Source organism: Pseudomonas sp. NPDC089734 (genome assembly GCF_044748865.1).
Taxonomy (GTDB): Bacteria; Pseudomonadota; Gammaproteobacteria; order Pseudomonadales; family Pseudomonadaceae; genus Aquipseudomonas.
This window is the reverse complement of the sequence record NZ_JBIVGV010000007.1, coordinates 204,382-229,117: the sequence shown is the minus strand read 5'-3', so window position 1 is coordinate 229,117 and position 24,736 is coordinate 204,382. Positions and strand designations below refer to the sequence as shown.

Genomic DNA, 24,736 nt, shown 5'->3' with positions numbered 1-24,736 from the left:
ATGCATCGGGAAGGGTTTTGTTGTGATACCGGCCTTTATACCCCTGAAAATAAAATGGAAAAGCACGCCTATTGAACCGATAGCCTTGGCGGCAATCTGAGATTATCCGCAGCTCGTCTGGCTGGATAAAGAGGTGAACTGCGGAGAAATACCGTTCATTGCACCACCTTTCATCGTAAAAAGAGTCTAGACGGAAATCAGACGCCCTTTTATTGACGAATAAGTGACTTACGGCACTCTTCTGTTTCTGCGGAGGTGCTAGCATAGCGCCAGCAGTGGTACTACTCAGCAACCCCACAGTAGTCAGGATATGACCGAGTCACAAGACCCTAGCCGCGATCGCCTCAAGCACCACTTTGCCCAAAGGGTCACCCATCAAGCTCGTCAGATTCTTGAGACATGGCAGCGCCTTCAGAAAGCCGAATGGTCAGTCAACGACATGGCCGAGCTGAAGGACTCGACACTGCGCCTCCTGCGTTTCGCCGAACGTTTCGAGCAGGCTGATCACGCGCTTCTGGCACAGGACATCAATCAGGCACTGGAAACGGTCGAAGCCAATCGCGGACGACTCAACAGCACCCTGATCACCGAACTCAATCGCCTGATGCAGCGTCTTTCCCTGACAGGCCTGCGCCATGGCGACAAACTCGAACAGACTTCCCTGCCCCCTCTGCGCAAACCCGTGTATGTGGTCCTGCAGGATCGCGAGCGAGCCGAACGGCTGGCCAAACAACTGGAATTCTTCGGCCTGTCCGCCCTGTCGCTGGACAACGTTGCCCAGTTCCAGGCAGCCATGCTCGAACGACATCCTTCCGTCATCATCATGGATGTCGACTTCAGCGGGCCGGGCGAAGGCCTGAAACTCGCCACCCAGGTGCAGGAAGGACTGGAACAGAAACTGCCTCTGCTGTTCTTCAGCCATCACGAAACCGATACGCCGACAAGGCTGGCGGCCGTGCGCGCCGGCGGCGAGGAGTTCCTGACCGGCACACTGGAAGCCTCAAGCCTGCTGGAAAAGATTGAAATCCTGACCTGTGTGGCTCAATACGAGCCCTACAAAGTCCTCATCATCGATGACTCACGGGCCCAGGCCACGCACACCGAGCGCGTGCTCAATGCGGCCGGGATCGTTACCCGCACCTTGCTGGACCCGATCCAGACCATGTCGGAACTGGCGGAATTCCAGCCGGACCTGATCATCCTCGACATGTACATGCCCGGCTGCACAGGCACCGAGCTGGCCAAGGTCATTCGCCACAATGATCGCTACGTCAGCGTCCCGATCATTTATCTGTCTGCCGAAGACGATCAGGACAAGCAACTCGATGCCATGAGCGAGGGCGGCGACGACTTCCTGACCAAGCCCATCAAGCCACGCCATCTGATCACCACGGTGCGCAACCGGGCGGCCAGGGCGCGAAGCCTGAAAGCTCGCATGGTTCGCGACAGCCTGACCGGCCTGTACAACCACACGCACATCCTGCAACTGCTGGAAGATTGCAGCTTTCGCTCACGACGGGAAAACAAGCCCCTGTGCTTTGCCATGCTCGATATCGACCATTTCAAGAAGGTCAACGACAGCCATGGCCACCCCATGGGCGACCGGGTCATCAAGAGCCTGGCGCTGTTCCTCAAGCAACGCCTGCGTAAAACCGACTTCATTGGCCGGTACGGCGGCGAAGAGTTCGCCATTGTGATGCCGGACACCGATATCCAGAGCGCACACCAGGTGCTCGAAGAGATTCGCTACCGCTTTGCGGAAATACACTATCCGGCCCAACCCACAGACCTGTTCTGCACGTTCAGTGCCGGTGTGGTCGCCCTGGGACCGCATGACGACAGCCTGAGCCTGGCCTCTCAAGCCGACAACGCGCTGTACCGTGCCAAGCATGCCGGCCGCAACCAGGTACACTCGGCCGTCGTCGAGGAGCCCTATCATGTGGTGTTGCCAGAGCCTCAGGCCTGACGCGACATTCATCCTTACAAACCTCATCCCTGCATACCGCGAAACACTCCGCTATCATGCGCTGACTTTCGAGAATCGAGCCTGCCATGCGCCGTTTGCTATGCCTGATGCTGTTGATCCTGGCCCTGCCCGCTTTCGGGACCAGCCTGCTGGACAGTCGCCCCGCACCGACACTGGGCGGAGCAACGCTGGATAACAGCAAGGAATTCCTGCCTGTACGCCAGGCGTTTCAATTGAGCCTGATCGAAACGACTCCGCAATCCATCAAGCTGCGCTTCGTCGCCACCGACGGTTATTACCTGTACCGCCATCGCTTTCAGTTCCGTACCGAACCCGCCGACATAGGCTTGGGCACCGCGCAATTGCCGCCGGGCGAGAAAAAACACGATGAATACTTTGGCGATGTCGAGGTTTATCACGGCATTCTTGATATCGAACTGCCTCGTAAACCCGGCGAGGAACGCCCTTTTGTCCTGAACGTCACCTATCAGGGCTGCGCCGACAAAGGCTTGTGCTACCCCCCGGAAACCGAACGGTTGACTATCGGCGACGTGGCTGCCAATGCCTCCAGCCCGACATCGACAACCGGCACTCCAGCCTGGAACTGGAAAGACCTGGCGCTGTTTTTCCTGGCCGGTCTTGGCCTGACATTCACCCCTTGCGTACTGCCCATGCTGCCGATTCTCTCGGGCGTGGTCCTGCGGGGTCAGATCGGCGGGCTTCGAGGCCTGAGCCTGTCGCTGGCCTACGTACTGCCGATGGCCGTCTGCTTTGCCTTGCTGGGCGCCCTGATGGGGATGTTCGGGGCCGGCCTTAACCTGCAGGCACGCCTGCAATCGGCCTGGGTGCTGGTGCCGTTCTCCCTGTTCTTCGTGCTGTTTGCCGTGGCGATGTTCGGTGTCTTCGAGTTGCGCCTGCCCCAGGCCATCAGCAACCGCCTGGACCGCATCGCAGGCAAGACTGAAGGTGGATCGCTCTGGGGCGCAGCCGTACTGGGCGTGGTTTCCAGCCTGCTGGTATCGCCCTGCGTCTCGGCCCCACTGGCTGGCGCATTGCTCTATATAAGTGCCAGCGGAGACGCATTGGGCGGCGGCCTGAAACTCTTCGCTCTGGGGCTGGGCATGGGCGCTCCGCTGGTACTGGTCGCCACCGGAGGCGCAACCTGGCTGCCCAAAAGCGGCCCCTGGATGGTGACCGTCAAGAACGCCATTGGTGTGTTGCTGCTGGGTCTGGCCATCGGTCTGCTCAGCCGCGTTCTGCCGGGTACGATCACGCTATTGCTGATCGGTATTCTGTGTGCCGGCGTCGCCGTATTCCTCGGCGCACTGGAGTTCACGGAAAAAACAGCACGACAAAAGCTCGCTCAATTACTCGGCCTGCTGTTGTTGGTCTACGCTCTGGCATGCTGGTATGGCGCATTGAGCGGACAAACCGATCCGACTCGCCCGCTGGGCAATCCGCAGGCTACCCAGAGCAACAGCCCGGCGCTTTCGACAACGTCCCGGTGGCAGACCGTCACCCGCGCCGCCGAGCTGGAACAGGCCTTGAACGAAGCAAAAAATGCAGGCAAACCCTTGCTGCTCGACTGGTACGCCGACTGGTGCATCAGTTGCAAGGTGATCGAGCATGAAGTCCTGCCCGATCCGGGCGTCATCGAAAAACTGGCAGGCTACACACTGATTCGCTTCGACATGACAGACAGCAATGCCGAGCAACGCGCCTTGCTTGACCGCTACAAGCTGTTCGGCCCTCCTGCGTTGCTATTTTTCGGTAAAAACGGCGAAGAGCTGGAAAATGTCCGGGTCATCGGGGAAATCGACACCGAGGCCTTCATCGAACGAATAAATAGAGCAAATGACCAAAACTAGCTGTTGAGTCATAAACTTTACGCAATCATCGCTCATTGTGTCGGCTACTGTAGTTAACTGGACAGTACATTCCCCTTGCGGCATAGTCGCCGGGCGTAAACGCTCGCAAACACAACAAGGAATAAACGATGGCGACTTTCCTGGTCCTGCACGGCCCCAATCTGAATCTGCTCGGCACCCGGGAGCCGGGCGTATATGGCTCCGTCACTCTGGCCCAGATCAACCAGGATCTGGAACGGCAGGCTCGCGAGGCCGGTCACCATCTGATGTACCTGCAAAGCAATGCCGAGTATGAATTGATCGATCGCATCCATGCCGCCCGTGGCGAAGGTGTGGACTTCATTCTGATCAATCCGGCTGCTTTTACGCATACAAGCGTGGCAATACGTGACGCGCTGCTGGGAGTGAGCATCCCATTCATCGAAGTGCATCTATCGAACGTGCACAAACGCGAACCCTTCCGCCATCACTCCTACTTTTCAGATGTCGCTGTAGGAGTGATCTGCGGCCTTGGCGCCAGCGGTTACCGACTGGCCCTGGAGGCCGCCCTGGAACAATTGGCCGTTAGCTCCAAGCCTTGAACGGAACAGCCTGAAGCTGGACCACTCGGCTTGAACCGGCTGCCGAAATGCCCTTACAGACCCCTTGGGAGTTGATGATTAATGGATATTCGCAAAGTCAAGAAACTGATCGAACTGCTGGAAGAATCCGGTATCGACGAGCTGGAGATCCGTGAAGGCGAAGAATCCGTACGGATCAGCCGCCACAGCAAGACTCCGGCACAACCTTATTACGCACCGGCTCCGGCCGCCGCTCCTGTCGCTGCTGCTCCGGCCGCACCGGTTGCTGCTGCAGCTGCAGAAGCGCCATCGGCTCCGAAGCTGAACGGCCACGTGGTCAAGTCGCCAATGGTCGGTACTTTCTACCGCACCCCGGCTCCTACTTCGCCTGCATTCGTCGAAGTCGGCCAGACCGTCAAGAAAGGCGACACCATCTGCATCGTCGAAGCGATGAAAATGATGAACCACATCCAGGCCGAAGTCAGCGGTGTCATCGAATCCATCCTGGTAGAAAACGGTCAGCCGGTTGAGTTTGACCAGCCGCTGTTCACTATCGTTTGAACCGGGGAGAGCCTGCGATGTTGGAAAAAGTTCTGATCGCCAACCGCGGCGAAATTGCCTTGCGCATCTTGCGCGCCTGTAAGGAACTGGGCATCAAGACCGTCGCTGTACATTCCACGGCCGACCGCGAGCTGATGCACCTGGGTCTGGCAGACGAAACCGTCTGCATCGGCCCGGCACCCGCCAACCTGTCCTACCTGAACATTCCGGCAATCATCTCGGCTGCCGAGCTGACTGGCGCCACCGCCATTCACCCAGGCTATGGTTTTCTTGCGGAAAACGCAGATTTCGCTGAACAGGTAGAAAAATCGGGCTTCGCCTTCATTGGCCCCAAAGCCGACACCATTCGCCTGATGGGCGACAAGGTTTCTGCCAAGGACGCCATGAAACGCGCCGGTGTACCCACCGTTCCCGGTTCCGACGGCCCGCTGCCTGAGGACGAAGAGACCGCCCTGCGCATCGGCCGTGAAGTCGGCTACCCGGTGATCATCAAGGCCGCCGGCGGCGGTGGTGGTCGCGGCATGCGCGTGGTCAACCGCGAGGAAGACCTGATCGAAGCGGCTGCCCAGACCCGTGCCGAAGCGGCCGCCTGGTTCAGCAACCCGATGGTCTACCTGGAAAAATACCTGACCAACCCACGCCACGTGGAAGTCCAGGTGATTTCCGACGGCCAGGGCAATGCGATCCACCTGTACGACCGCGACTGCTCGCTGCAACGTCGTCACCAGAAAGTCCTGGAAGAAGCGCCGGCCCCGTTCATCGACGAAGCCGCCCGCAAGGACGTACTGGAAAGCTGCGTGAAGGCCTGTGTCGACATCGGCTACCGTGGTGCGGGTACTTTCGAGTTCCTGTACGAAAACGGCCGTTTCTACTTCATCGAGATGAACACTCGTGTCCAGGTAGAGCACCCGGTTTCGGAAATGGTCACCGGGATCGACATCGTCAAGGAGATGCTCAGCATCGCCGCTGGCAACAAGCTGTCGTTCAGCCAGAAAGACGTCGTCATCAAGGGCCACTCGCTGGAGTGCCGGATCAACGCTGAAGATCCGAAAACCTTCATCCCGAGCCCGGGCCTGGTCAAGCACTTCCACGCACCAGGCGGCAACGGCGTTCGCGTCGACTCGCACCTGTACAGCGGCTACAAAGTGCCGGCCAACTACGACTCGCTGATCGGCAAGCTGATCACCTGGGGTGCGACCCGCGACGAGGCAATGGCGCGCATGCGCAATGCCCTGGATGAAATCGTGGTCGACGGGATCAAGACCAATATCCCGCTGCACCGCGACCTGACCCGCGACGAAGGCTTCGGCAAAGGCGCAGTCAACATCCACTACCTGGAGCACAAACTGGCCAATCAATAAGCCAGAGTGTTTCAGATCAACAAAGCCGCAGCGATGCGGCTTTGTTGTTTGTATCGCATAGCAGTAAACTTGCCCGCTTCTCGCGGCATGACCGCCCCCATTTTTGACTCGAAGGTAATCTGCCATGCCTTGGCTGCAAGTCCGTCTCGCCATCAGCCCGGAACAAGCCGAAACCTACGAAGACGCGCTTCTTGAAGTCGGCGCCGTATCCGTGACCTTCATGGACGCCGAAGATCAGCCGATTTTCGAGCCCGAACTCAATACCACGCCACTGTGGGCCCACACCCATCTGCTGGCCCTGTTCGAGGCCGACACCGACGCCGATATGGCCCTGGCGCACCTGCGCCTGCTGACCGACGCCGAACTGCCCGAACACACCGCTGAAGTCATTGAAGACCAGGACTGGGAACGCAGCTGGATGGATAACTTCCAGCCCATGCGCTTCGGACAGCGCCTGTGGATCGTCCCGAGCTGGCACGCTGCTCCCGAACCGGAGGCCGTGAACCTGCTGCTCGATCCGGGCCTGGCCTTCGGCACCGGCACACACCCGACCACCGCCCTGTGCCTGGAATGGCTAGACGGTCAGGACCTCAAAGGCTGTAACGTGCTGGATTTCGGTTGCGGTTCGGGCATCCTGGCCATCGCAGCCCTGCTGCTGGGAGCCGAGCAGGCTGTCGGTACCGATATCGACGTGCAGGCCCTCGAAGCCTCCCGCGACAATGCCGGTCGCAATAACATTGCCGCCGAGCGTTTCCCGCTGTACCTGCCTGAAGACATGCCTCAGCAGCAGGCTGACGTGCTGGTAGCCAATATCCTGGCCGGGCCGCTGGTATCTCTGGCGCCTCAACTGGCCACACTGGTCAAGACCGGCGGTCGCCTGGCACTGTCCGGCATTCTTGCAGAACAGGGCGAGGAAGTCGCCGCCGCCTATGCTGCTACTTTCGACCTGGACCCTATCGCCAACCTTGATGGCTGGGTACGCATCACGGGTCGCCGCCGTTAACAGTCGCCAGAACCGGACCGCAGCATGACCGACAGCTTCGTCACCCAGTGCCCCCACTGCCAAACCAGTTTCAGAGTCAGCCACGCCCAACTGAGCGTGGCGCGCGGCGTGGTGCGCTGCGGCGCCTGCCTGCAGGTCTTCAACGCCGCCAGACAACTGCTGGAACAGCGCTCGACCGGTGAAGCGGAAGTCACTCCGGCACAGGTACAGGAAATCACTGCGGCTGCGGAGATCATCGAACAAGCGCCACCTGCGCCCGTTGTCGAACTGACTCCCGAGCCACAGGAAAACATCCCGGAAGACGATGATCCCTGGAAAGTCAGCGAGTTCGACCTGGACAACCTGGACCTGGACGAAGAACTCGCCCGGCTTGAGCAGCGGGAAATCCAGTTGCCCGACACCTTCGGCAAAACGAATGCCCGGCACGGCGACGCCTCACTGACAGCAAGACGCGACAACCCGGAGTCCGAACAGGGCGCATGGGTCGGCAGTCTGCGCAATGACGACGTCAGCCACCTGCCCGAGATCCAGGCAGAGGTTGTCACCGCCAAAGAAAGCGCCCCGGAGCCAGACCTGGACGCTGAACCCGAACAGCATTCCGGCCGCGAACGGACCGAGCCGTCATTGTCTCTGGACAGCGTCGATCTCGACGACGAACTGCCAGCCCCGCATTCCCGCAAGCCCTCCACAAGTGAAAACACCGAGCGCTGGTCGGCACGGGATGACGAAGACGACGAGGACAGCGACGACCACGAGCCGCCGGTCGACTCACGCGGAAAACGCACTCGAAACGAACCGGCCGTACGGGACCAGGCCTTGCTGGACCTGACCGACGACCCGCTGCAACTGGACTGGCAACGCCCGAAACCACGCTGGGGACGTCGCCTGGCCTGGGGGGTTCTGATTCTCGCGGCACTCGCAGGGCTTGCAGGCCAGTACATCTGGTATCACTTCGACCACCTGGCCCGACAGGACCAGTACCGTCCATGGTTCCAGCAGTTCTGCCCGCAGCTTGGCTGCAAGGTGCCGTCGAAAGTGGACATCAACCAGCTCAAGAGCAGCAATCTGGTTGTGCGCAGCCATCCCGACTTCCAGGGTGCTCTGGTTGTTGACGCCATCATTTATAACCGCGCATCCTTCTCTCAGCCGTTCCCGCTTCTGGAACTGCGGTTTGCCGATACCAGCGGTCAGCTCATTGCCAGTCGTCGGTTCAAGCCGGGGGAATACCTGAGCGGCGAAATGGCCGGCAAGGAAGAAATGCCGCCACAGACACCGATTCACATTGCGCTGGATATCCTCGATCCAGGCGCCAAGGCCGTGAACTACAGCCTGAACTTCCGCTCTCCTGAATGAATGCTTGCCCCTCGCCCCCCATCTGCCGGGGCAGGTGACATAAATGATGACGTTTTCATAGCCGTTCGCTAAAGAAGCAAACCGTTGGCGATAAGAAAATAACTGTTCAGATTTTATCCAATTCAGCCTTTATCCAGTCATCGAGAGCGGGTATCATGCCAACCCTTTTTCAAACTCTCGGTTCGGTCTGACGGTAGCGAAAGCAACCGGGGACGGGGCTGTTGCAGACCGTGTACAACGGTTTTTACACGGCCTGCGGATGATTCGGCCCCACGATAGGTAAAGCTATGTCGGCGGTACGCATCGGTCCATATACGTTACAGAACGGCTTGATCCTCGCCCCGATGGCGGGAGTCACCGACCAGCCTTTCCGCCAGTTGTGCCGTGAGCTCGGTGCAGGCCTGGTGGTGTCGGAGATGGTCACCAGTGACATGAGCCTGTGGAACAGTCGCAAATCGCGTCTGCGCATGATTCACGAAGGTGATCCCGAGCCACGCTCGGTCCAGATCGCCGGTGGCGATCCGCAGATGCTCGCGCAGGCCGCGCGGGCCAATGTCGAACTGGGTGCCCAGATCATCGACATCAACATGGGCTGCCCGGCCAAGAAGGTCTGCAACAAGGCCGCAGGCTCGGCGCTCCTGAAAGATGAAAAGCTGGTGAGTGAGATTCTGCAGGCCGTTGTAGCTGCAGTCGATGTACCGGTGACCCTGAAGATTCGCACCGGCTGGGATCGCGAGAACAAAAACGGCCTCACGGTCGCCAGGATCGCCGAACAGGCTGGCATACAGGCTCTGGCGGTTCATGGGCGAACCCGCGCAGACCTGTACACCGGTGAAGCCGAGTACGACACCATTGCCGAAATCAAGCAGGCGATGTCGATTCCGGTATTTGCCAATGGCGATATCGATTCACCCGAGAAGGCCCGGTATGTGCTCGAGGCCACCGGAGCGGACGGGTTACTGATTGGCCGGGCCGCCCAGGGGCGCCCATGGATTTTTCGTGAGATAGATCACTACCTGCGGACCGGCGAAAAACTGCCGGCGCTGCAGTTGAGTGAAGTGGAACGCATTCTGCTTGAACACCTGGCAGCCCTGCACGCCTTCTATGGAGACGTGATGGGCGTGCGTATTGCACGCAAGCATGTCGGTTGGTATCTCGCAACCTTGCCGGGCGCCAGGGAGTTTCGCGCCCACTTCAATCGTTTGGAAGATACGGAAGCACAGTGCGCCAACGTCCGGGAGTTCTTGAGCCAAGGCTACAGGGGCCCGGATAACGAGAATGAAGAAGAGGTGGCCGCATGACGATGATGACCGAGACTTTAGTGAGTGGAACAACACCCGTGAGCGACAATGTCAATTTGAAACAGCACCTCAACACGCCAAGCGAAGAGGGCCAGACCCTGCGCGGTAGCGTCGAGAAGGCGCTGCACAATTATTTCGCCCACCTCGAAGGCGCCTCCGTTACCGACGTGTACAACCTGGTACTGTCGGAAGTCGAGGCACCGCTTCTCGAAAGCGTGATGAACTACGTCAAGGGCAACCAGACGAAGGCTTCCGAGCTGCTGGGACTCAATCGCGGCACGCTGCGCAAGAAACTCAAACAGTACGATCTGCTTTAAAGCATTCAAAACAGAAAAGGCGACCCACCTTGCACCGCGGTCGCCTTTTTTTGCTGACTTCCTTTGCTTTCGATGGAAATTGAAATGACCGACCAGACTACCCGCCTGCCGATCCGCCGCGCTTTGATCAGCGTTTCCGACAAGACAGGAATCCTCGAATTCGCTCGCGAGCTTGAAGCGCTGGGCGTCGAGATCCTTTCCACTGGCGGTACCTTCAAACTGCTTCAGGACAACGGCGTGGCGGCAGTGGAAGTGGCCGATTACACCGGTTTCGCAGAAATGATGGATGGCCGGGTCAAGACCCTGCACCCCAAGATCCACGGTGGCATCCTGGGCCGTCGCGGCATCGACGACGCAATCATGAGCGAACACGGCATCAAGCCGATCGATCTGGTTGCGGTCAACCTCTATCCATTCGAGGCCACGGTTTCCAAGCCGGGCTGTGACCTGCCTACCGCTATCGAAAACATCGATATCGGCGGCCCGACCATGGTTCGCTCCGCCGCCAAGAACCACAAGGACGTCGCCATCGTGGTCAATGCCAGCGACTACGCGCAGGTTCTGGAAAACCTCAAGGCCGGCGGCCTGACCTATGCACAGCGCTTCGACCTGATGCTCAAGGCATTCGAGCACACAGCCGCCTACGACGGCATGATCGCCAACTACCTGGGCAGCGTCGATCAGAGCGCAGAAACCCTCAGCACCGAAGGCCGCAGCCAGTTCCCGCGCACCTTCAACACCCAGTTCGTCAAGGCTCAGGAAATGCGCTACGGCGAGAACCCGCACCAGAGCGCGGCGTTCTACGTTGAAGCCAAACCTGCCGAAGTCGGCATCGCAACCGCCACCCAGCTGCAAGGCAAGGAACTGTCGTTCAACAACGTGGCCGACACAGATGCCGCGCTGGAATGCGTCAAGAGCTTCGTCAAGCCGGCCTGCGTCATCGTCAAGCACGCCAACCCGTGCGGCGTCGCCGTCAGCCCGGACGCCGAAGGCGGCATTCGCCAGGCCTACGAACTGGCCTATGCCACCGACAGCGAATCCGCTTTCGGCGGCATCATTGCCTTCAACCGTGAGCTGGACGCCGACACCGCCAAGGCCATCGTCGACCGTCAGTTCGTCGAAGTCATCATCGCGCCAAGCGTCAGCGCTGAAGCGGCGGCCATCGTGGCCACCAAGACCAACGTTCGCCTGCTGACCACCGGCCAATGGGCCGCAGAGCGCGGCGCGGCATGGGACTACAAGCGCGTCAACGGCGGTCTGCTGGTCCAGAGCCGCGACATCGGCATGATCACTTCGGCCGACCTCAAGATCGTTACCCAGCGCGCACCGACCGAACACGAAGTCCACGACCTGATCTTCGCCTGGAAAGTCGCCAAGTACGTCAAGTCCAACGCCATCGTCTACGCCAAGAACCGCCAGACCATCGGTGTCGGCGCAGGCCAGATGAGCCGCGTGAACTCCGCGCGTATCGCCGCGATCAAAGCCGAGCACGCCGGCCTGCAGGTCCAGGGTGCGGTCATGGCCTCCGACGCCTTCTTCCCGTTCCGCGACGGCATCGACAATGCCGCCAAGGCCGGCATCACTGCCGTTATCCAGCCAGGCGGCTCGATGCGCGACAGCGAAGTGATTGCCGCAGCGGATGAGGCGGGGATTGCGATGGTGTTCACCGGTATGCGCCACTTCAGGCACTGAGTGACAGCGGCAAGCAAAAGCGATACGTGTCGTTCTTGCTTGCCGTTACAGCTTTAATAATTCAAGGCCATGAGCCGCAATGAGAGCCGCACAGTCTGCTCTTGCTTGCAGCTTGTGGCTTGCAGCTTCTCCAAAGGAGTCTTTCTTTGAACATATTAATCATCGGTAGCGGTGGACGTGAACACGCTCTGGCGTGGAAAGTCGCTCAGGACCCGCGTGTAGAGAAGGTTTTCGTTGCGCCGGGCAATGCTGGCACCGCCATCGAAGCCAAGTGCGAAAACGTTGCAATCGACGTGCTGGCCCTTGAGCAACTGGCAGACTTCGCTGAAAAGAATGTCTCGCTGACCATCGTAGGTCCGGAAGTTCCGCTGGTTGCTGGCGTCGTGGATCTGTTCCGCAGCCGTGGCCTGGACTGTTTCGGCCCCACGGCTGGCGCTGCGCAACTTGAAGGCTCCAAGGCGTTCACCAAGGATTTCCTGGCTCGCCACAAGATTCCGACCGCCGACTACCAGAACTTCACCGAGATCGAGCCTGCTCTGGCTTACCTGCGTGAAAAAGGTGCGCCTATCGTCATCAAGGCCGATGGCCTGGCCGCCGGTAAAGGCGTGATCGTCGCCATGACTCTGGCCGAAGCCGAAGACGCCGTTCGCGACATGCTGGCAGGCAATGCGTTTGGCGAAGCCGGTTCGCGAGTCGTGATCGAAGAGTTCCTCGATGGCGAAGAAGCCAGCTTCATCGTCATGGTCGACGGCAAGAATGTTCTGCCCATGGCCACCAGCCAGGACCACAAACGTGTCGGCGACGGCGACAGCGGTCCGAACACCGGCGGTATGGGTGCCTACTCCCCTGCCCCTGTGGTGACAGCTGAAGTTCACCAGCGCGTCATGGACCAGGTCATCTGGCCTACCGTTCGTGGCATGGCAGAAGAAGGCAACGTTTATACCGGTTTCCTCTATGCTGGTCTGATGATAGACAAGGCTGGCAATCCGAAGGTCATCGAGTTCAACTGCCGCTTTGGCGACCCTGAAACACAGCCTGTCATGCTGCGCCTGCAATCGAGCCTGGTGCTGTTGGTAGAGGCGGCGCTGGCCCAGGCACTGGACAAGGTCGAAGCACAGTGGGACCCTCGTCCAAGCCTGGGTATCGTTCTGGCGGCAGGTGGCTACCCGGGCGATTACGCCAAGGGCGCGGCGATCGAAGGCCTGGACGCGGCAGCACAACTGCCCGGCAAGGTGTTCCACGCCGGCACGGCCCTGAAAGATGAACGTGTCGTGACCAGTGGCGGTCGCGTACTGTGTGCAACCGCGCTGGGTGACAGCGTCGGCAATGCACAGGAAAACGCCTACGCCCTGGCCGCGAAAATTGATTGGGAAGGTTGTTTCTATCGCAAGGACATTGGCTATCGTGCCATTGCCCGTGAGCGTGGCGAGAGCCAGGAGTAAGTTCCCGGACCGGCCCTTGATGCAAGGGCCGGTCGGTTGCTCTGGCACTGCGCAGTGGTTTCAGGCATTCACTCACGAAGGGATTTCACCGTGCGCTGGCTCAGGATTGCCATAGCTTCAACAGTCGGGCTTCTGTGCCTGCTCTTCACGCTTTCGGCCAGCGCCGAGCATGGGGCTGGCTGGTCGACGCTGCTCGACGAACAGGCAAATCTGAAACTGGACGATATACGTTCAGCCCGCTACCAGAACCAGTTCAGTCCCATAGAGCTTGAGCGCGTCACGGCAGCCGAACGCGACAGCGCGCTATGGCTTCATTACCGACTGCCGCCAACCCGGCACGAGCAGCTGCTGCGCATCTTCGCGCCCGACCTCGCCAGCGGGGACCTGTACATCATCGAAGGCGAAAAGCTTGTCGATCACTTGCGCACCGGCAACGATGTGCCCAAGCAGGATCAGCGACTGCCCTCCAATGATTTCCTGATGCCCATTCCGCAAAGCGATGTTCCACTGGACCTGTACCTGAGGATCGTTTCGACACAGAAACTGCGTCCGAGCATCACCCTGCAACCTGCAATCGCCAGCGCGGCCGATGAGCGCGAACCCTTTCTGTTCGGCCTGCTTTTCGGCGCGATGATCATGCTGATCACCCAGAACATTACGCGCTACTGGCATACGAAATCACGCAGCAACCTGTGGCTGGCCGCCTGCGAAGCCTTGCTGGCACTCAGTGCAATCCTGTTGCTCAATCTGCTTGATCTGGCCAAGAGCTGGCATATCGCACAAACACCCGGTGCCCACCTGGCGCTGTTGCTGGCCGCCGTGGCCGGGCTGTTCTATACGTACTGCTTCTTCGTACACCTTGGCGTCAAGGCACTCGATCGCCTGATGCAGATCGATGCCGTCCTCATGGGGACGGGCGCATTGCTGGTGCTGGCCTTCGAGACCCTGCCCTTGAACGTCATGACGTTCCTGCTGGTCTCCCTGACCACGCTGAGTATCCTGACGGTCTCGATCTGGCACTGGCAGAAAGGCTACCGGCCGGCACGCTTCTTTGTGATATCGATGATCATCTTCAATCTCGGTTATCTGGTGATCGTGCCCGGCCTGCTATGGCTGAGCCTGATTCCTCCACAATGGCTGATCCTCGCATTACTGGGCGTGTTCTGTATCTGCGGGCTGTTGATGGGCGTTGCTCTCAACGAACGCTTCCGCAGCATTACCGAAGACAAGTTCAGCATCAGCCGTGACCAGGCCGCCAGCACGGCCGAGGTCAATGCCAAGGCCGAATTCCTGGCCAAGATCAGCCACGAAATCCGCACCCCCATGAATGGCGTGCTGGGCATGACTGAGTTGCTGCTGGACACACCTCTTTCGGTCAAGCAGCGCGATTATGTACAGACCATTCACAGTGCCGGTAACGAGCTGCTGACACTGATCAACGAAATTCTCGACATTACCAAGCTCGAATCGGGGCAGATCGAACTCGATGACGTGCAATTCGACATCAGTGCCCTGATCGAAGACTGCCTCAATATCTTCCGCGCCAAGGCCGAACAGCAGAACGTGGAGTTGATCAGCCTGATCCAGACACAGGTTCCACGGGTCATCAGCGGCGATCCCACACGCCTGCGCCAGACCCTGATGAGTCTTCTGGAAAATGCCCTGAAGAAAACCGAAGAAGGAGAAATCCTGCTGGCAGTCGCTCTCGAATCGAAGTCCGGCAAGCACCGCCTGCGCATCTCCGTACAGGACAGCGGAACCCCCCTGTCTTCCGAAGAACGCGATGCCCTGATGCACACCGAGCTGCACAGCAAGCATTTCCTGGCCAGCAACAAACTCGGCGGTAACCTGGGGCTGGTCATTGCACGTCGATTGACGGCCTTGATGAATGGCGAGTTCGGCATCCAGAACGGCAATAACCAGGGCACGACGCTGTGGCTGAGCCTGCCTCTGGATGCAAAACTGCTGGAGAAACCGACAACCGATCTGGACGGCCCGCTCAAGGATGCCCGTGTGCTGGTCGTCGACGACAACGATACCTGCCGCAAGGTACTGGTGCAGCAATGCAGCGCCTGGGGCATGAACGTCAGTGCCGTGCCATCCGGCAAGGAAGCACTGGCATTGCTACGCACGAAGGCCCATCTGCGCGACTACTTCGATGTGGTGCTGCTCGATCAGAACATGCCCGGCATGAGCGGCATGCAACTGGCGGCGAAGATCAAGGAAGACCCGAGTCTTAACCACGATATCCTGCTGATCATGCTCACCGGCATCAGCAACGCACCGCGCAAGATCATTGCTCGCAATGCAGGTATCAAACGCATTCTGGCCAAGCCTGTGGCCGGTTATACGCTCAAGACCACCCTGGCAGACGAACTGACCCAGTTGAACAAGGGCGGAGCGCCTCTGCCTGTACTGCCGGCCCTGAATACACCGGTCAGTGTGCCCAGCGACTTCCGGATTCTGGTAGCCGAAGACAACAGTATTTCGACCAAGGTCATTCGGGGCATGCTTGGCAAGCTCAACCTGCATCCCGATACAGCCAGCAACGGTGAGGAAGCCTTGCGAGCCATGAAGGCCCAGCGCTATGACCTGGTTCTGATGGACTGTGAAATGCCGATACTCGACGGTTTCTCGGCCACCGAGCAATTACGGGCCTGGGAAGTCGGCAACCAGCGTGTACGGACGCCTATCGTGGCCCTGACAGCGCATATCCTGACCGAACACAAGGATCGCGCCCGTCAGGCAGGCATGGATGGGCACATGGCCAAGCCTATCGAGCTGTCGCAACTGAGGGACCTGATCGAACACTGGGTTGCACAGCGGGAATACACCCGCGACCTGACGTCGAACAGCAGCCTCTATCAACAGAACTGATGAGCCAGGGCAAGGTCTGCCCCCTTGCCGATAGACTTTTCTGCCTTTCTACTTGCCGCCGCGAGTCATCACCATGCTCCATGTGCTGTTCAGCGTTTACCTGAAGATGCTGGTACTCTATAGCCCGTTCTTCGTGCTTTCCTGCTTCATCAGCCTGACTCGCGGCCATTCACGCAAGGAACAGCGACGCCTGGCCTGGAAAGTCGCGCTGGCAACCCTGATTTCGAGCGTGTTGCTCTATCTGTTCGGGCGGGTGATCTTCGATGTGTTCGGCATCACCGTGGATGCATTCCGGATTGGTGCAGGCAGTGTCCTGTTCATTTCGGCGCTGGGCATGGCACAAGGCAAGTCGGCGGTCCAGACCGATAACATCCAGCAGGATGTCACCATCGTTCCGTTGACCATCCCGATCACCGTCGGCCCCGGCACCATCGGAGCCCTGTTGGTCATGGGGGTCAGCCAGCCTCATTGGGATGACAAACTGACTGCCATCCTGAGCATTGCCCTGGCCAGTTTCAGCGTAGGCGTCGTGCTGTACCTCTCAGACCGGATCGAGCGCATTCTGGGCGATCAGGGCTTGCAGATCGTCAGCCGCCTGATGGGGCTGTTCGTTTGCGCCCTGGCGGCGCAGATCATTTTCACCGGGGTCAAAGGGTATCTGGTGCCCTGACGACTCAGTCTAAATCCTTGCGCTTCGGATGGTCGCCAGCGCTTTACCACTCAGATAACGAACGACGCTTTCCCGGTGAGCCTCATAGGCAGCCGGGGCGAAAACATAGCTCCCTCCCTTGAAGTAAAAGATCAGGCGGCCGTCGCCCGATGAATGACTGTCGGTATTGAGGTGCAAGCTACAGAGCAACAGGCGTATCTCGTTGGAGCACGTCTTTTCGCAAGGGACAATCTGAAAACCTGTCAGGCGCTTTTGATTGAAGTCCCCCTGAAAGAAAGCCTCAGCCTTTTGATAAACCCCCAGTGCATCGAATGAGCGTCGAACCAGACTGACCAGCTGACTGGAGTCCGGCTCGCCCATGACACCGAATGTAGCCTGCTCCAGATCCTCTATGCTCGTCAGCAGCAACGAGTCCTGGGTAACCTTGCCTGCGGATCGCAACCCGAGCTTTTCAAGGCGGTTACGGTAGTAATGCATCCAGCTGGACCACTGTTCCAGAAAATCATATTGCTGGCTGGCAAAGAGCTGCGCATACAGCAGGATATTCTGTATGTCCGTTCTTTCCTGCGTCGTCATGCCGGGAGAAAATGCCACCATGCTGTCCATATTCCCCAGATAGGCAGCGTTGATATTTCTTGAGTTCATTGTTCTTTTCCTTGTCGATAAATCTCCCGCCCTCCTCACAACCGAACGATTTCTCGCTCGGCCTTCTGAAACAGAGCCTCCTGAACCCTTGAGCGCGCAGGTTCATAAGCCTCACGCCTGAATCGAAACGTCGCGCCGCTATAGCCCACCACCATTTCACCACCGAGCACTTGCCAGAAATATCGGGCTGGCCTCAAGGCGCTTGTTCTCATTTGCAGGCCACACACCAGAATATTGACCCTGCCGTTTTCCTGAGCCTCGCACGGCACGACCTGAAAACTCTCGGAGCGCCCGGATGAGGCAAACCAGGAGTCGAAATACTTCCGGGCCGGTTCGCTGCTCATGAGCGCATCGAATGACGTGGTCAGGAGCTGTTTCAGCTCCGCAGAGGTGGCCAGTTCCGTAAAGGCAGCCCGACGACTTAAATCCCTCAGATCATGGATCTTGAGGCGACCTCTCGCACCTCGTCCGAATGGCTGCCCGCCCGTGCTCAGGATTGAGCGCTGATACTCCTCCTGCCAGCGCCACCCGTCCCGAGAACGCGAAAACAGCGAATCTGCGCTCGATTGCGCATACAACAGGCAATCCAGAATGTCGTTTTTCAGATCGCTCTCGATTCCCTCACCAAACGTCACCAGATGACGGCCCATCAGCAGACAGTGATCAATAGGAGGCATCGTCAGCCCCCTTCAGCGGCTCGATGAATGCCGCTCGCTTGTCCTTGAGTGCTGCATCGAAAGCGTCCCGAAACTGCGAATAGACAGGTTCGACAAGGCGTATCGAGTAAAAGTCGAAGTCGACGTTGCCAACAACCAGGGCCGGGTCAAGAACATCGAACAGAAACCCTGGCGTCAGGCTCTGCCGGGACGTGAAATGTATTTGGATCAGCAGCATGTCGTTACCGGTCGGCCCGACGAAACCAAGCTGCAAGGTCACTCCGGTCTCTACCGTACCGGTGCTGGAGGCATCAGGCTTTGATGATTCTGGATCGATCCAAAGGGTCTGCCCCGCCAGCAGGCTGATAGCGTCTTGCTCGGGGTAACGTTCACAGGATCGACGGGCAACTTCTTCATCCTTGCCGAGCGAAGCTTCCGGAACAAGCGCCGTACGTACTGAACGGATCCAGTTCCATAACGTGGAGCCCAATGCATCGGGAGGACGCTGACTGATACGCTCACTGGCGTTTAACACCCAGCCAAAACGCAACGCGGCAGCGAGCCAGGTTTCTCTCCACTTGTCGAAATCGACCTTCTTGCGGGGATACTTTCGGGATGCTGCCAGTTGCGCATATAACAGTGAATCCAGTACATCCTGTTTCTGAATGACATGGCGATCTTCAAAGAAGATCAGACAACGGCCATTGACAATGGCCTCACTGAGTTCGGCGTTCATGAATACTTCCTTTTATTCAAGAAGTGGAGGTGACAAGCACCTCCACAAACACTCAGATCTCGAACTCTTCAATAGCCCGCTTGGCGTTATTGCCCAAGCGATCCTGAATAAGCCCACGATGACGCTTGTAGATATTGGAATTGAGAACCAGACTGTTCTTGCCCTGATAAGTGCTGACGTCCACAGTGTTCCATTCCCAGAAAAGAACATTGGTGACATCGATGCGGGAGTTGAAGTTGACCGCCCCCAATCCCACATTCACAAAGCCATCGGAAGACTCACTACAGGCTCCAATACGGAAACTGCCTCCCTTGTGCGTCTTGACCTGCCTTTCAAACAGGTTCAACGGTTTTTCCCTGGACTTGAGTGCAACAATTGCATCACCGGCAACCTTGAGCATCGCAGCAGAAGTCGGTCCCGGTAATGCCGCAGCAGCAATGGCCGAGCCAATGATCTCAAGCCCCACCTGATCCATGGAGAAGGTTTGCTGGGTCGTTTCGTAGCGGGCGTAATTCCAGTGAGTAGAAAGCCAGCCAAGCGTGGACAGCACTTCGTTGTACTTGCTGTACCAGAGTTGAGTCTGCGCCTCAGGGTTGAACGCCTTGTTTGCAACCAGCGTGGCAAACAGAAAGGAGTCCATCACATCGTCCTTGTTCTGGCGGGACACGCCTTCGGTAAAGGCAATCAGGCTGCCAGCCACGACCGCACCTTGCGGTTCGGCAGGGACCGCAGGCTTATCGACGGACATCAGGCGCGCCTTCATCGCCTCAGTATGTTCGGCCAGCGAATGCGTACAGTCAGAAAGTTCACATTTCTCGATGTAGTCCAGGCGTGCCATTTCATTCATTGCTGTTTCTGGTTTCATATCTGTCTAATCCTTTAAATATTCATATCCTCATGGACAGGACAAAGACTAGCGAAACCTCAAAGAAACAACGACTCACCAAATGCGATCCAAAACTCAATCAAATATTGATTTCATGAGTTTTCCAAAAAACACATCAGCGAGACATGAAAGCAGCAGCCTATATATTTCCCTTGAAAATACAAAGACTTTGAAAAAGTCATAAACAAAGAAAGGAAATGGACTACATGAAGACAACAAATATATTTAAAACCGCATCTAAACCATGGAAAAAAGTCCTCACCCCATCACGGCTATATTCCGCTAGAGTCGGGACTTTTCTCACATAATCAAAACCTACATCGGACGCATACCCTTCATCATGTCGCCGGTTTCTCTCCATACCAGCGGGGCGTATACACCCAGCTTCCGCCTTCATTGCGAGGAAACGTGCAGGTCGTGGATGAACCGACAAGCACCATGGTGCGCATATCCACCTGCTCAGGGGTCAGCTCGCCCAGCGTCATCACGCGCAGGGTCTGCCCCGGTCGACCGATATCGCGCCCCAGTGTGACGGGTGTTTCAGGCGTTCGGTGCTGACGCACGATTTCCAGCGCCCTGCCCAGTTGCCAGGGGCGAGAACGAGAGATGGGGTTGTAGAACGCCAGCGCCAGGTCGGCCTGAGACGCGAGGTCCAGGCGCTTTTCAATCACATCCCAGGGCTTGAGGTTGTCCGACAGCGACATGACACAGAAGTCATGCCCCAGCGGCGCCCCCGCCTGCGCAGCGGTTGCCAGGGACGCGGACACACCCGGCAGGATTTCCAGCTCCACGGCATGCCATTCGGGGTTGCTGGAGTCATGCAACGCTTCGAGTACGGCAGCGGCCATGGCAAACACGCCCGGATCGCCCGACGACACCACAACCACCGAACGCCCTTGGGCCGCCAGTTCAAACGCATGACGGGCTCGCATCATTTCTTCACGGTTGTCAGTGCAATGCAGCACCTGGCCGGCACGGAACGGTCCGGCCATGCGCACGTAGGTTTCATAACCCAGCACGTCATTGGCACGTGCCAGCTCGGCCTTGACCGCTGGCACCATGAACTCGGCAGCCCCGGGGCCCAGACCGATAACCGCGAGCCGACCACGTGCGCGGCCGATCTGCTGAACATCCAGTGGCTCTCGGGCCACGGCAATGGCCATACCTTCATTGACGCGGATGGGTGGCAATAACTGCGGTACGGCCTGTGTAGCCATGTCGCAGGCCGATTCGCCCTTGAGGAAACGCACAGGCACACCCAGATCGGCAGCGGCCTGATGCAGATGTGCATTGCTCATCAGGGTATCGTCGGCCACCAGACAGGCCAGGGACTGCACGGCGACTTTCGCTTCGCCCAAAGCAACACGGATGCTGCGGGCCAGTTCGGGTCCGGCTTCACTGATTGCAACCAGCACGCTGCGTGAATAGATCAGCAACTCGTTGGCAGACGGCTCCCGATCGACACAGCCCACATGAATCGCCAGATAGGCCTGTGGGTCTTCGAGCAATTGCGCCTGGGCCAGCCAGGGTGCCTCGCCTTCGACACGGACACGCTCGCCGGACAGCAGGTCGGAAACGAAACGTTTGCCCAGTTCCAGATCACCCAGGGTATAGCCGGTGGGCGGGTTGAGCAGGCAGGTGCCGAAACGCAGCTCACCACTGGTGGTGATGGCCGGTGCGATGCCAAGGCCGGTCGCTATTTCCCGCGCCATGACATTGACCCCACCCAGACCGCCGAGCAGCGGCACGACAGCGCTGCCATCCTCGGCCACGGCCAGCACGGCGGGCTCCGCCCCCTTTTCCAGCAGCAGCGCCGCCAGCGTACGAATCACGATACCCGCCGCGCACAAGGCAATGATCGGCGTGTTCTGTTGATAGAGCTGGCGCAGGGTCGTGCCAAACTCGGTGTATGTGAGGTCGGCACCTTGCACCCGATCAACAAGGCCATGAATCAGAGAGCCCGGATAAAGCTGTTGAATGCGTCGTGCCGTGGCCAGACTGCCGTTACCCAGGATAACGATGGCCGGAATGTTATGAGCCATCAGCCTTGCCACCTTTCACCCGGGACAATGATCAGCGAGAAGTAAGGCGACGACATGGGGTCGACCTGATCCAGCGGCACGATCTTCTGATTGGCCATGGTGGCGCGCTCGACATACAACGCGCGCCCGTCCATGCCAAGTTCTGCCAGCACATCCCGCACCTTGGGAAAATTGCGACCCAGCTTCATGATGACCGCCGCATCGGCGTCGGCCAGCTTGCGCTTGAGTTCGTCGTGGGGCAGCACACCGGACAAGACCGACAGGCTCTGGTTGCGATATACCAGCGGCGCGCCCAGCACGGAGGCGCCACCGAGCATCGAGCACACCCCCGGAATCACCTGAGCCTCATAACGCTCGGCCAGACGATCGTGCAGGTACATGTAAGAGCCATAGAAGAACGGATCGCCTTCACAGATCACTGCCACATCGCGCCCGGCATCCAGATGAGCCGCAACATCGAGGCTGGCTTCGTCATAGAAGTCGCTGATGACCTGCTCGTAGGACAGCGGCGCGGGCAGCGCCTCGGTGGTCACCGGATACACCAGTGGCATCAGCGTCTGGGCGTCCTGCAAATGGCCCTCGATGATACCGAACGCATTGCCTTTCTTGCCCTTGGCCACGAAGTAAGCCACCACCGGTGACTCGCGCAACAGGCGCAACGCCTTGAGGGTAATCAGTTCCGGGTCGCCGGGGCCGACACCCAGGCCAATCAATCGACCACGAGCCTGCATCATTCGATCTCCGTCGCCAGCGCGTTGACGGCGGCCACCGCCATGGCACTGCCGCCACGACGGCCTTGCATGATGACAAAAGGCACGCCGCGGCTGTCGGCAGCCAGCATGGCCTTGGACTCGGCCGCGCCCACAAAGCCCACCGGGAAGCCAAGGATCAAGGCTGGTTTCGGGGCACCTGCATCGAGCATTTCCAGCAGATAGAACAACGCCGTCGGCGCATTGCCGATCACCACCACACTGCCTTCCAGGTGTGGACGCCACAGTTCCAGCGCCACAGCGGAGCGGGTATTGCCCAGCTCACGGGCCATCTCAGGCACGCCTTCATCGTGCAGGGTGCAGATGATCTGGTTATTGGCTGGCAAGCGAGAGCGTGTGATGCCTTCCGACACCATGCGCGCATCGCAGAGAATCGGCGCACCCGCTGCCAGCGCATTGCGTCCGGCTGTGCCGGCACCCGGCGAGAAACGCAGGTCTTCGATGACCTCGACCATGCCGCAGGCATGAATCACGCGCACGGCGAGCTTTTCCAGATCGGCCGGAATGGTATCCAGACGCGCTTCGGCGCGAATGATCGAGAAGGAGTTGCGATAAATCTCCTGACCATCGCGGATGTAATCAATCATGCAGAACAGCTCCGTGAGTCGGCGGCCAACTGCGCACCGACTGCTTCAATAGTGAGGTCACGCGCACGCAACACGCCGAAACCGGGGTGTGCTGCATCGCGAAAATAGAGGTCGTAGTGACCGGGCGAAACCGCCAGCAAGGTCACGGGCGCAACATGCGCCGCCGCACAGGAGCGTCCGCACCCGGTCAGGTGCGCCGCCTCGCGTGAAGGCAATTGCTCGGCCAGCAGCAATGCATCGGCCTTGGTATCGGCAAGCCCCTTGCCGCAACCGGCCGAACCGGTGCAGGCCACGATGCGGGCCAGGGGTTGCTCGCTTGAACAGATCAGGCCTGCGCTCTGCATGGCCTCCATGACATCCTGGGCATCGTCGATAGCCACATTCGGCAACAGCAGGCTTTGCCAAGGGGTCAGGCGCAAGGTGCCGTCGCCCTTGTCGGCAGCCAGTCGGGCCACGGTCGTCAGCAGCGTGGAATCCAGACGCCCCAATGGCACGACGCCCCCTACGGACACCAGACCCGGTTGAACCTGTGGATAAATGCCCACATGACGATTGTCGCCGTTTGCCGGACGTTGCCAGCCGGTTACTTTTTGATCAACCCGTAGCGCAACGCTCAAGCGCGGCGACAACTGTTTCAGCAGCTCTGCCACGGGTATTTCAGCCAGCAAATGACGCATGCGAACCTGATCAGGCCGGGCCAGGTCCAGAAACAGTTCCAGCAAAGCAATGACCAGTTCATGCCCATGCGCCAGAGGCACTGCCGCCAGAGGCCGGTCACGGGCCGGGCAGCCCGCCAATCCAAAGGCCAGCATCACGTCGCCGTCCACAACCAACGCCGACAGCCACAGGTCATGCGGGTGTTCCAGCATGACCAGCGCCTCGCCGCCATCCAGTGACAGGGCGAACTTGGGCGACAATTCATGGAAGCGTGCATGCGTCTCCAGCGACGCCAGAATCTGTGCGGCCAATGGCCGGGTGTCGAACAGCATGTGCGGGTCCAGCCCGGAGGTGGGGCTGAGCATCAGGTTACGCACATCGTCACTGTCGGGGTTGGCCGGGCCAAGACCCGCGCCCATCAGCGACTGGATCAGCCCGTCATGATCGGCACCGATCCCGCGAATCTGCAGGTTGGAACGGTTGGTCGCCTCGATCACGCCCTGCGCATAGATGCTCGCCGCCTGCGCCACCGCCAACGCCTGGACGCTGTCGATCACGCCACCGGCCAGCTTGATGCGGCAGATTCCGCCATCCAGCGCCGGGACGATACGCAGCAACCCCGGACAGGCCGAGGGGCGAATGGTTATGGAGGACTTGCGAGCGTACTTCGGCTCGTTCAATGGATCACCCGATCTGGACTTTCTGGAACCCGGTTACCGTTTCAATAGGCACATGTGCCTATCGGGCGCGGTATTATGCCTGCTTTGTCCGCAGGCATGAAAAGAC

General features: G+C 59.0%; 21 protein-coding genes. 13 read left to right on the top strand and 8 right to left on the bottom strand.

From position 1 onward, the window contains the following. Positions 1 to 310 precede the first annotated feature (310 nt). The 13 genes from ACIPY9_RS11905 to ACIPY9_RS11845 all read left to right on the top strand — a co-directional run bounded on the left by ACIPY9_RS11905 (position 311) and on the right by ACIPY9_RS11845 (position 16,971). Positions 311 to 1,966, top strand: a complete 1,656-nt coding sequence (locus ACIPY9_RS11905) for a diguanylate cyclase (RefSeq protein ID WP_400700765.1) — start codon at positions 311 to 313, stop codon at positions 1,964 to 1,966. Positions 1,967 to 2,052: 86 nt separating this feature from the next. Continuing rightward, complete coding sequence (locus tag ACIPY9_RS11900) at positions 2,053 to 3,834, top strand: protein-disulfide reductase DsbD (protein WP_400700762.1); 1,782 nt, start codon at positions 2,053 to 2,055, stop codon at positions 3,832 to 3,834. Positions 3,835 to 3,962: 128 nt separating this feature from the next. Next, complete coding sequence (gene aroQ / locus ACIPY9_RS11895) at positions 3,963 to 4,415, top strand: type II 3-dehydroquinate dehydratase (RefSeq protein WP_400700759.1); 453 nt, start codon at positions 3,963 to 3,965, stop codon at positions 4,413 to 4,415. Positions 4,416 to 4,496: 81 nt separating this feature from the next. Then, positions 4,497 to 4,955: an acetyl-CoA carboxylase biotin carboxyl carrier protein gene (accB, locus tag ACIPY9_RS11890; protein WP_400700756.1), complete on the top strand. Its 459-nt coding sequence runs from the start codon at positions 4,497 to 4,499 to the stop codon at positions 4,953 to 4,955. A 17-nt stretch (positions 4,956 to 4,972) separates the two neighbouring features. Beyond that, on the top strand, positions 4,973 to 6,316 hold the full coding sequence (gene accC / locus ACIPY9_RS11885) for an acetyl-CoA carboxylase biotin carboxylase subunit (RefSeq protein WP_400700753.1): 1,344 nt from the start codon (positions 4,973 to 4,975) through the stop codon (positions 6,314 to 6,316). Between the two features lie 124 nt (positions 6,317 to 6,440). After that, complete coding sequence (gene prmA, locus ACIPY9_RS11880; protein WP_400700750.1) at positions 6,441 to 7,319, top strand: 50S ribosomal protein L11 methyltransferase; 879 nt, start codon at positions 6,441 to 6,443, stop codon at positions 7,317 to 7,319. 24 nt (positions 7,320 to 7,343) lie between these two features. Continuing rightward, complete coding sequence (locus ACIPY9_RS11875; protein WP_400700748.1) at positions 7,344 to 8,672, top strand: DUF3426 domain-containing protein; 1,329 nt, start codon at positions 7,344 to 7,346, stop codon at positions 8,670 to 8,672. Positions 8,673 to 8,959: 287 nt separating this feature from the next. Next, positions 8,960 to 9,973, top strand: a complete 1,014-nt coding sequence (gene dusB, locus ACIPY9_RS11870) for a tRNA dihydrouridine synthase DusB (RefSeq protein ID WP_400700746.1) — start codon at positions 8,960 to 8,962, stop codon at positions 9,971 to 9,973. After that, positions 9,970 to 10,290, top strand: coding sequence for a DNA-binding transcriptional regulator Fis (gene fis, locus ACIPY9_RS11865; protein WP_002555375.1), 321 nt, complete (start codon positions 9,970 to 9,972; stop codon positions 10,288 to 10,290). Before dusB ends, fis begins: the two co-directional genes overlap by 4 nt. An 84-nt stretch (positions 10,291 to 10,374) precedes the next feature. Beyond that, positions 10,375 to 11,982 (top strand): bifunctional phosphoribosylaminoimidazolecarboxamide formyltransferase/IMP cyclohydrolase, encoded by a 1,608-nt coding sequence (gene purH / locus ACIPY9_RS11860; RefSeq protein WP_400700737.1) that lies wholly within the window; start codon positions 10,375 to 10,377, stop codon positions 11,980 to 11,982. A gap of 146 nt (positions 11,983 to 12,128) precedes the next feature. Beyond that, on the top strand, positions 12,129 to 13,424 hold the full coding sequence (gene purD, locus ACIPY9_RS11855) for a phosphoribosylamine--glycine ligase (protein WP_400700735.1): 1,296 nt from the start codon (positions 12,129 to 12,131) through the stop codon (positions 13,422 to 13,424). Positions 13,425 to 13,514: 90 nt separating this feature from the next. Next, a complete protein-coding gene (locus ACIPY9_RS11850) occupies positions 13,515 to 16,301 on the top strand; it encodes a response regulator (RefSeq protein ID WP_400700733.1) in 2,787 nt (928 codons plus the stop codon). Between the two features lie 73 nt (positions 16,302 to 16,374). Beyond that, positions 16,375 to 16,971 (top strand): MarC family protein, encoded by a 597-nt coding sequence (locus ACIPY9_RS11845; RefSeq protein WP_025262147.1) that lies wholly within the window; start codon positions 16,375 to 16,377, stop codon positions 16,969 to 16,971. Between the two features lie 9 nt (positions 16,972 to 16,980). Here ACIPY9_RS11845 and ACIPY9_RS11840 read toward each other — a convergent pair whose 3' ends face one another. The 8 genes from ACIPY9_RS11840 to cobG form a co-directional block, all read right to left on the bottom strand. Beyond that, the gene (locus tag ACIPY9_RS11840; protein WP_400700731.1) at positions 16,981 to 17,616 is read right to left on the bottom strand and encodes a hypothetical protein; all 636 of its coding nucleotides are present in this window, start codon (positions 17,614 to 17,616) and stop codon (positions 16,981 to 16,983) included. 35 nt (positions 17,617 to 17,651) lie between these two features. Beyond that, positions 17,652 to 18,293, bottom strand: a complete 642-nt coding sequence (locus ACIPY9_RS11835; protein ID WP_400700729.1) for a hypothetical protein — start codon at positions 18,291 to 18,293, stop codon at positions 17,652 to 17,654. Then, positions 18,280 to 19,008: a hypothetical protein gene (locus tag ACIPY9_RS11830; protein ID WP_400700727.1), complete on the bottom strand. Its 729-nt coding sequence runs from the start codon at positions 19,006 to 19,008 to the stop codon at positions 18,280 to 18,282. The genes ACIPY9_RS11835 and ACIPY9_RS11830 overlap by 14 nt, the downstream gene beginning before the upstream one ends. 52 nt (positions 19,009 to 19,060) lie before the next feature. Further along, a complete protein-coding gene (locus tag ACIPY9_RS11825; RefSeq protein WP_400700725.1) occupies positions 19,061 to 19,873 on the bottom strand; it encodes a hypothetical protein in 813 nt (270 codons plus the stop codon). Between the two features lie 359 nt (positions 19,874 to 20,232). Then, on the bottom strand, positions 20,233 to 21,936 hold the full coding sequence (gene cobJ, locus ACIPY9_RS11820; RefSeq protein ID WP_400700723.1) for a precorrin-3B C(17)-methyltransferase: 1,704 nt from the start codon (positions 21,934 to 21,936) through the stop codon (positions 20,233 to 20,235). After that, positions 21,936 to 22,670, bottom strand: coding sequence for a precorrin-2 C(20)-methyltransferase (locus ACIPY9_RS11815; protein ID WP_400700721.1), 735 nt, complete (start codon positions 22,668 to 22,670; stop codon positions 21,936 to 21,938). The genes cobJ and ACIPY9_RS11815 overlap by 1 nt, the downstream gene beginning before the upstream one ends. Further along, complete coding sequence (locus tag ACIPY9_RS11810) at positions 22,667 to 23,293, bottom strand: precorrin-8X methylmutase (RefSeq protein ID WP_221561528.1); 627 nt, start codon at positions 23,291 to 23,293, stop codon at positions 22,667 to 22,669. The genes ACIPY9_RS11815 and ACIPY9_RS11810 overlap by 4 nt, the downstream gene beginning before the upstream one ends. After that, positions 23,290 to 24,630, bottom strand: coding sequence for a precorrin-3B synthase (gene cobG / locus ACIPY9_RS11805; RefSeq protein WP_400700719.1), 1,341 nt, complete (start codon positions 24,628 to 24,630; stop codon positions 23,290 to 23,292). Before cobG ends, ACIPY9_RS11810 begins: the two co-directional genes overlap by 4 nt. Between the last annotated feature and the right edge of the window lie 106 nt (positions 24,631 to 24,736).

Excerpts from the sequence above, each read along its gene's own strand:
- ACIPY9_RS11905 (WP_400700765.1), top strand. The coding sequence starts at position 311 with ATGACCGAGTCACAAGACCCTAGCCGCGATCGCCTCAAGCACCACTTT.
- ACIPY9_RS11900 (WP_400700762.1), top strand. The coding sequence starts at position 2,053 with ATGCGCCGTTTGCTATGCCTGATGCTGTTGATCCTGGCCCTGCCCGCT.
- aroQ (WP_400700759.1), top strand. The coding sequence starts at position 3,963 with ATGGCGACTTTCCTGGTCCTGCACGGCCCCAATCTGAATCTGCTCGGC.
- accB (WP_400700756.1), top strand. The coding sequence starts at position 4,497 with ATGGATATTCGCAAAGTCAAGAAACTGATCGAACTGCTGGAAGAATCC.
- accC (WP_400700753.1), top strand. The coding sequence starts at position 4,973 with ATGTTGGAAAAAGTTCTGATCGCCAACCGCGGCGAAATTGCCTTGCGC.
- prmA (WP_400700750.1), top strand. The coding sequence starts at position 6,441 with ATGCCTTGGCTGCAAGTCCGTCTCGCCATCAGCCCGGAACAAGCCGAA.
- ACIPY9_RS11875 (WP_400700748.1), top strand. The coding sequence starts at position 7,344 with ATGACCGACAGCTTCGTCACCCAGTGCCCCCACTGCCAAACCAGTTTC.
- dusB (WP_400700746.1), top strand. The coding sequence starts at position 8,960 with ATGTCGGCGGTACGCATCGGTCCATATACGTTACAGAACGGCTTGATC.
- fis (WP_002555375.1), top strand. The coding sequence starts at position 9,970 with ATGACGATGATGACCGAGACTTTAGTGAGTGGAACAACACCCGTGAGC.
- purH (WP_400700737.1), top strand. The coding sequence starts at position 10,375 with ATGACCGACCAGACTACCCGCCTGCCGATCCGCCGCGCTTTGATCAGC.
- ACIPY9_RS11845 (WP_025262147.1), top strand. The coding sequence starts at position 16,375 with ATGCTCCATGTGCTGTTCAGCGTTTACCTGAAGATGCTGGTACTCTAT.
- ACIPY9_RS11840 (WP_400700731.1), bottom strand. The coding sequence starts at position 17,616 with ATGAACTCAAGAAATATCAACGCTGCCTATCTGGGGAATATGGACAGC.
- ACIPY9_RS11835 (WP_400700729.1), bottom strand. The coding sequence starts at position 18,293 with ATGCCTCCTATTGATCACTGTCTGCTGATGGGCCGTCATCTGGTGACG.
- ACIPY9_RS11830 (WP_400700727.1), bottom strand. The coding sequence starts at position 19,008 with ATGAACGCCGAACTCAGTGAGGCCATTGTCAATGGCCGTTGTCTGATC.
- ACIPY9_RS11825 (WP_400700725.1), bottom strand. The coding sequence starts at position 19,873 with ATGAAACCAGAAACAGCAATGAATGAAATGGCACGCCTGGACTACATC.
- cobJ (WP_400700723.1), bottom strand. The coding sequence starts at position 21,936 with ATGGCTCATAACATTCCGGCCATCGTTATCCTGGGTAACGGCAGTCTG.
- ACIPY9_RS11815 (WP_400700721.1), bottom strand. The coding sequence starts at position 22,670 with ATGATGCAGGCTCGTGGTCGATTGATTGGCCTGGGTGTCGGCCCCGGC.
- ACIPY9_RS11810 (WP_221561528.1), bottom strand. The coding sequence starts at position 23,293 with ATGATTGATTACATCCGCGATGGTCAGGAGATTTATCGCAACTCCTTC.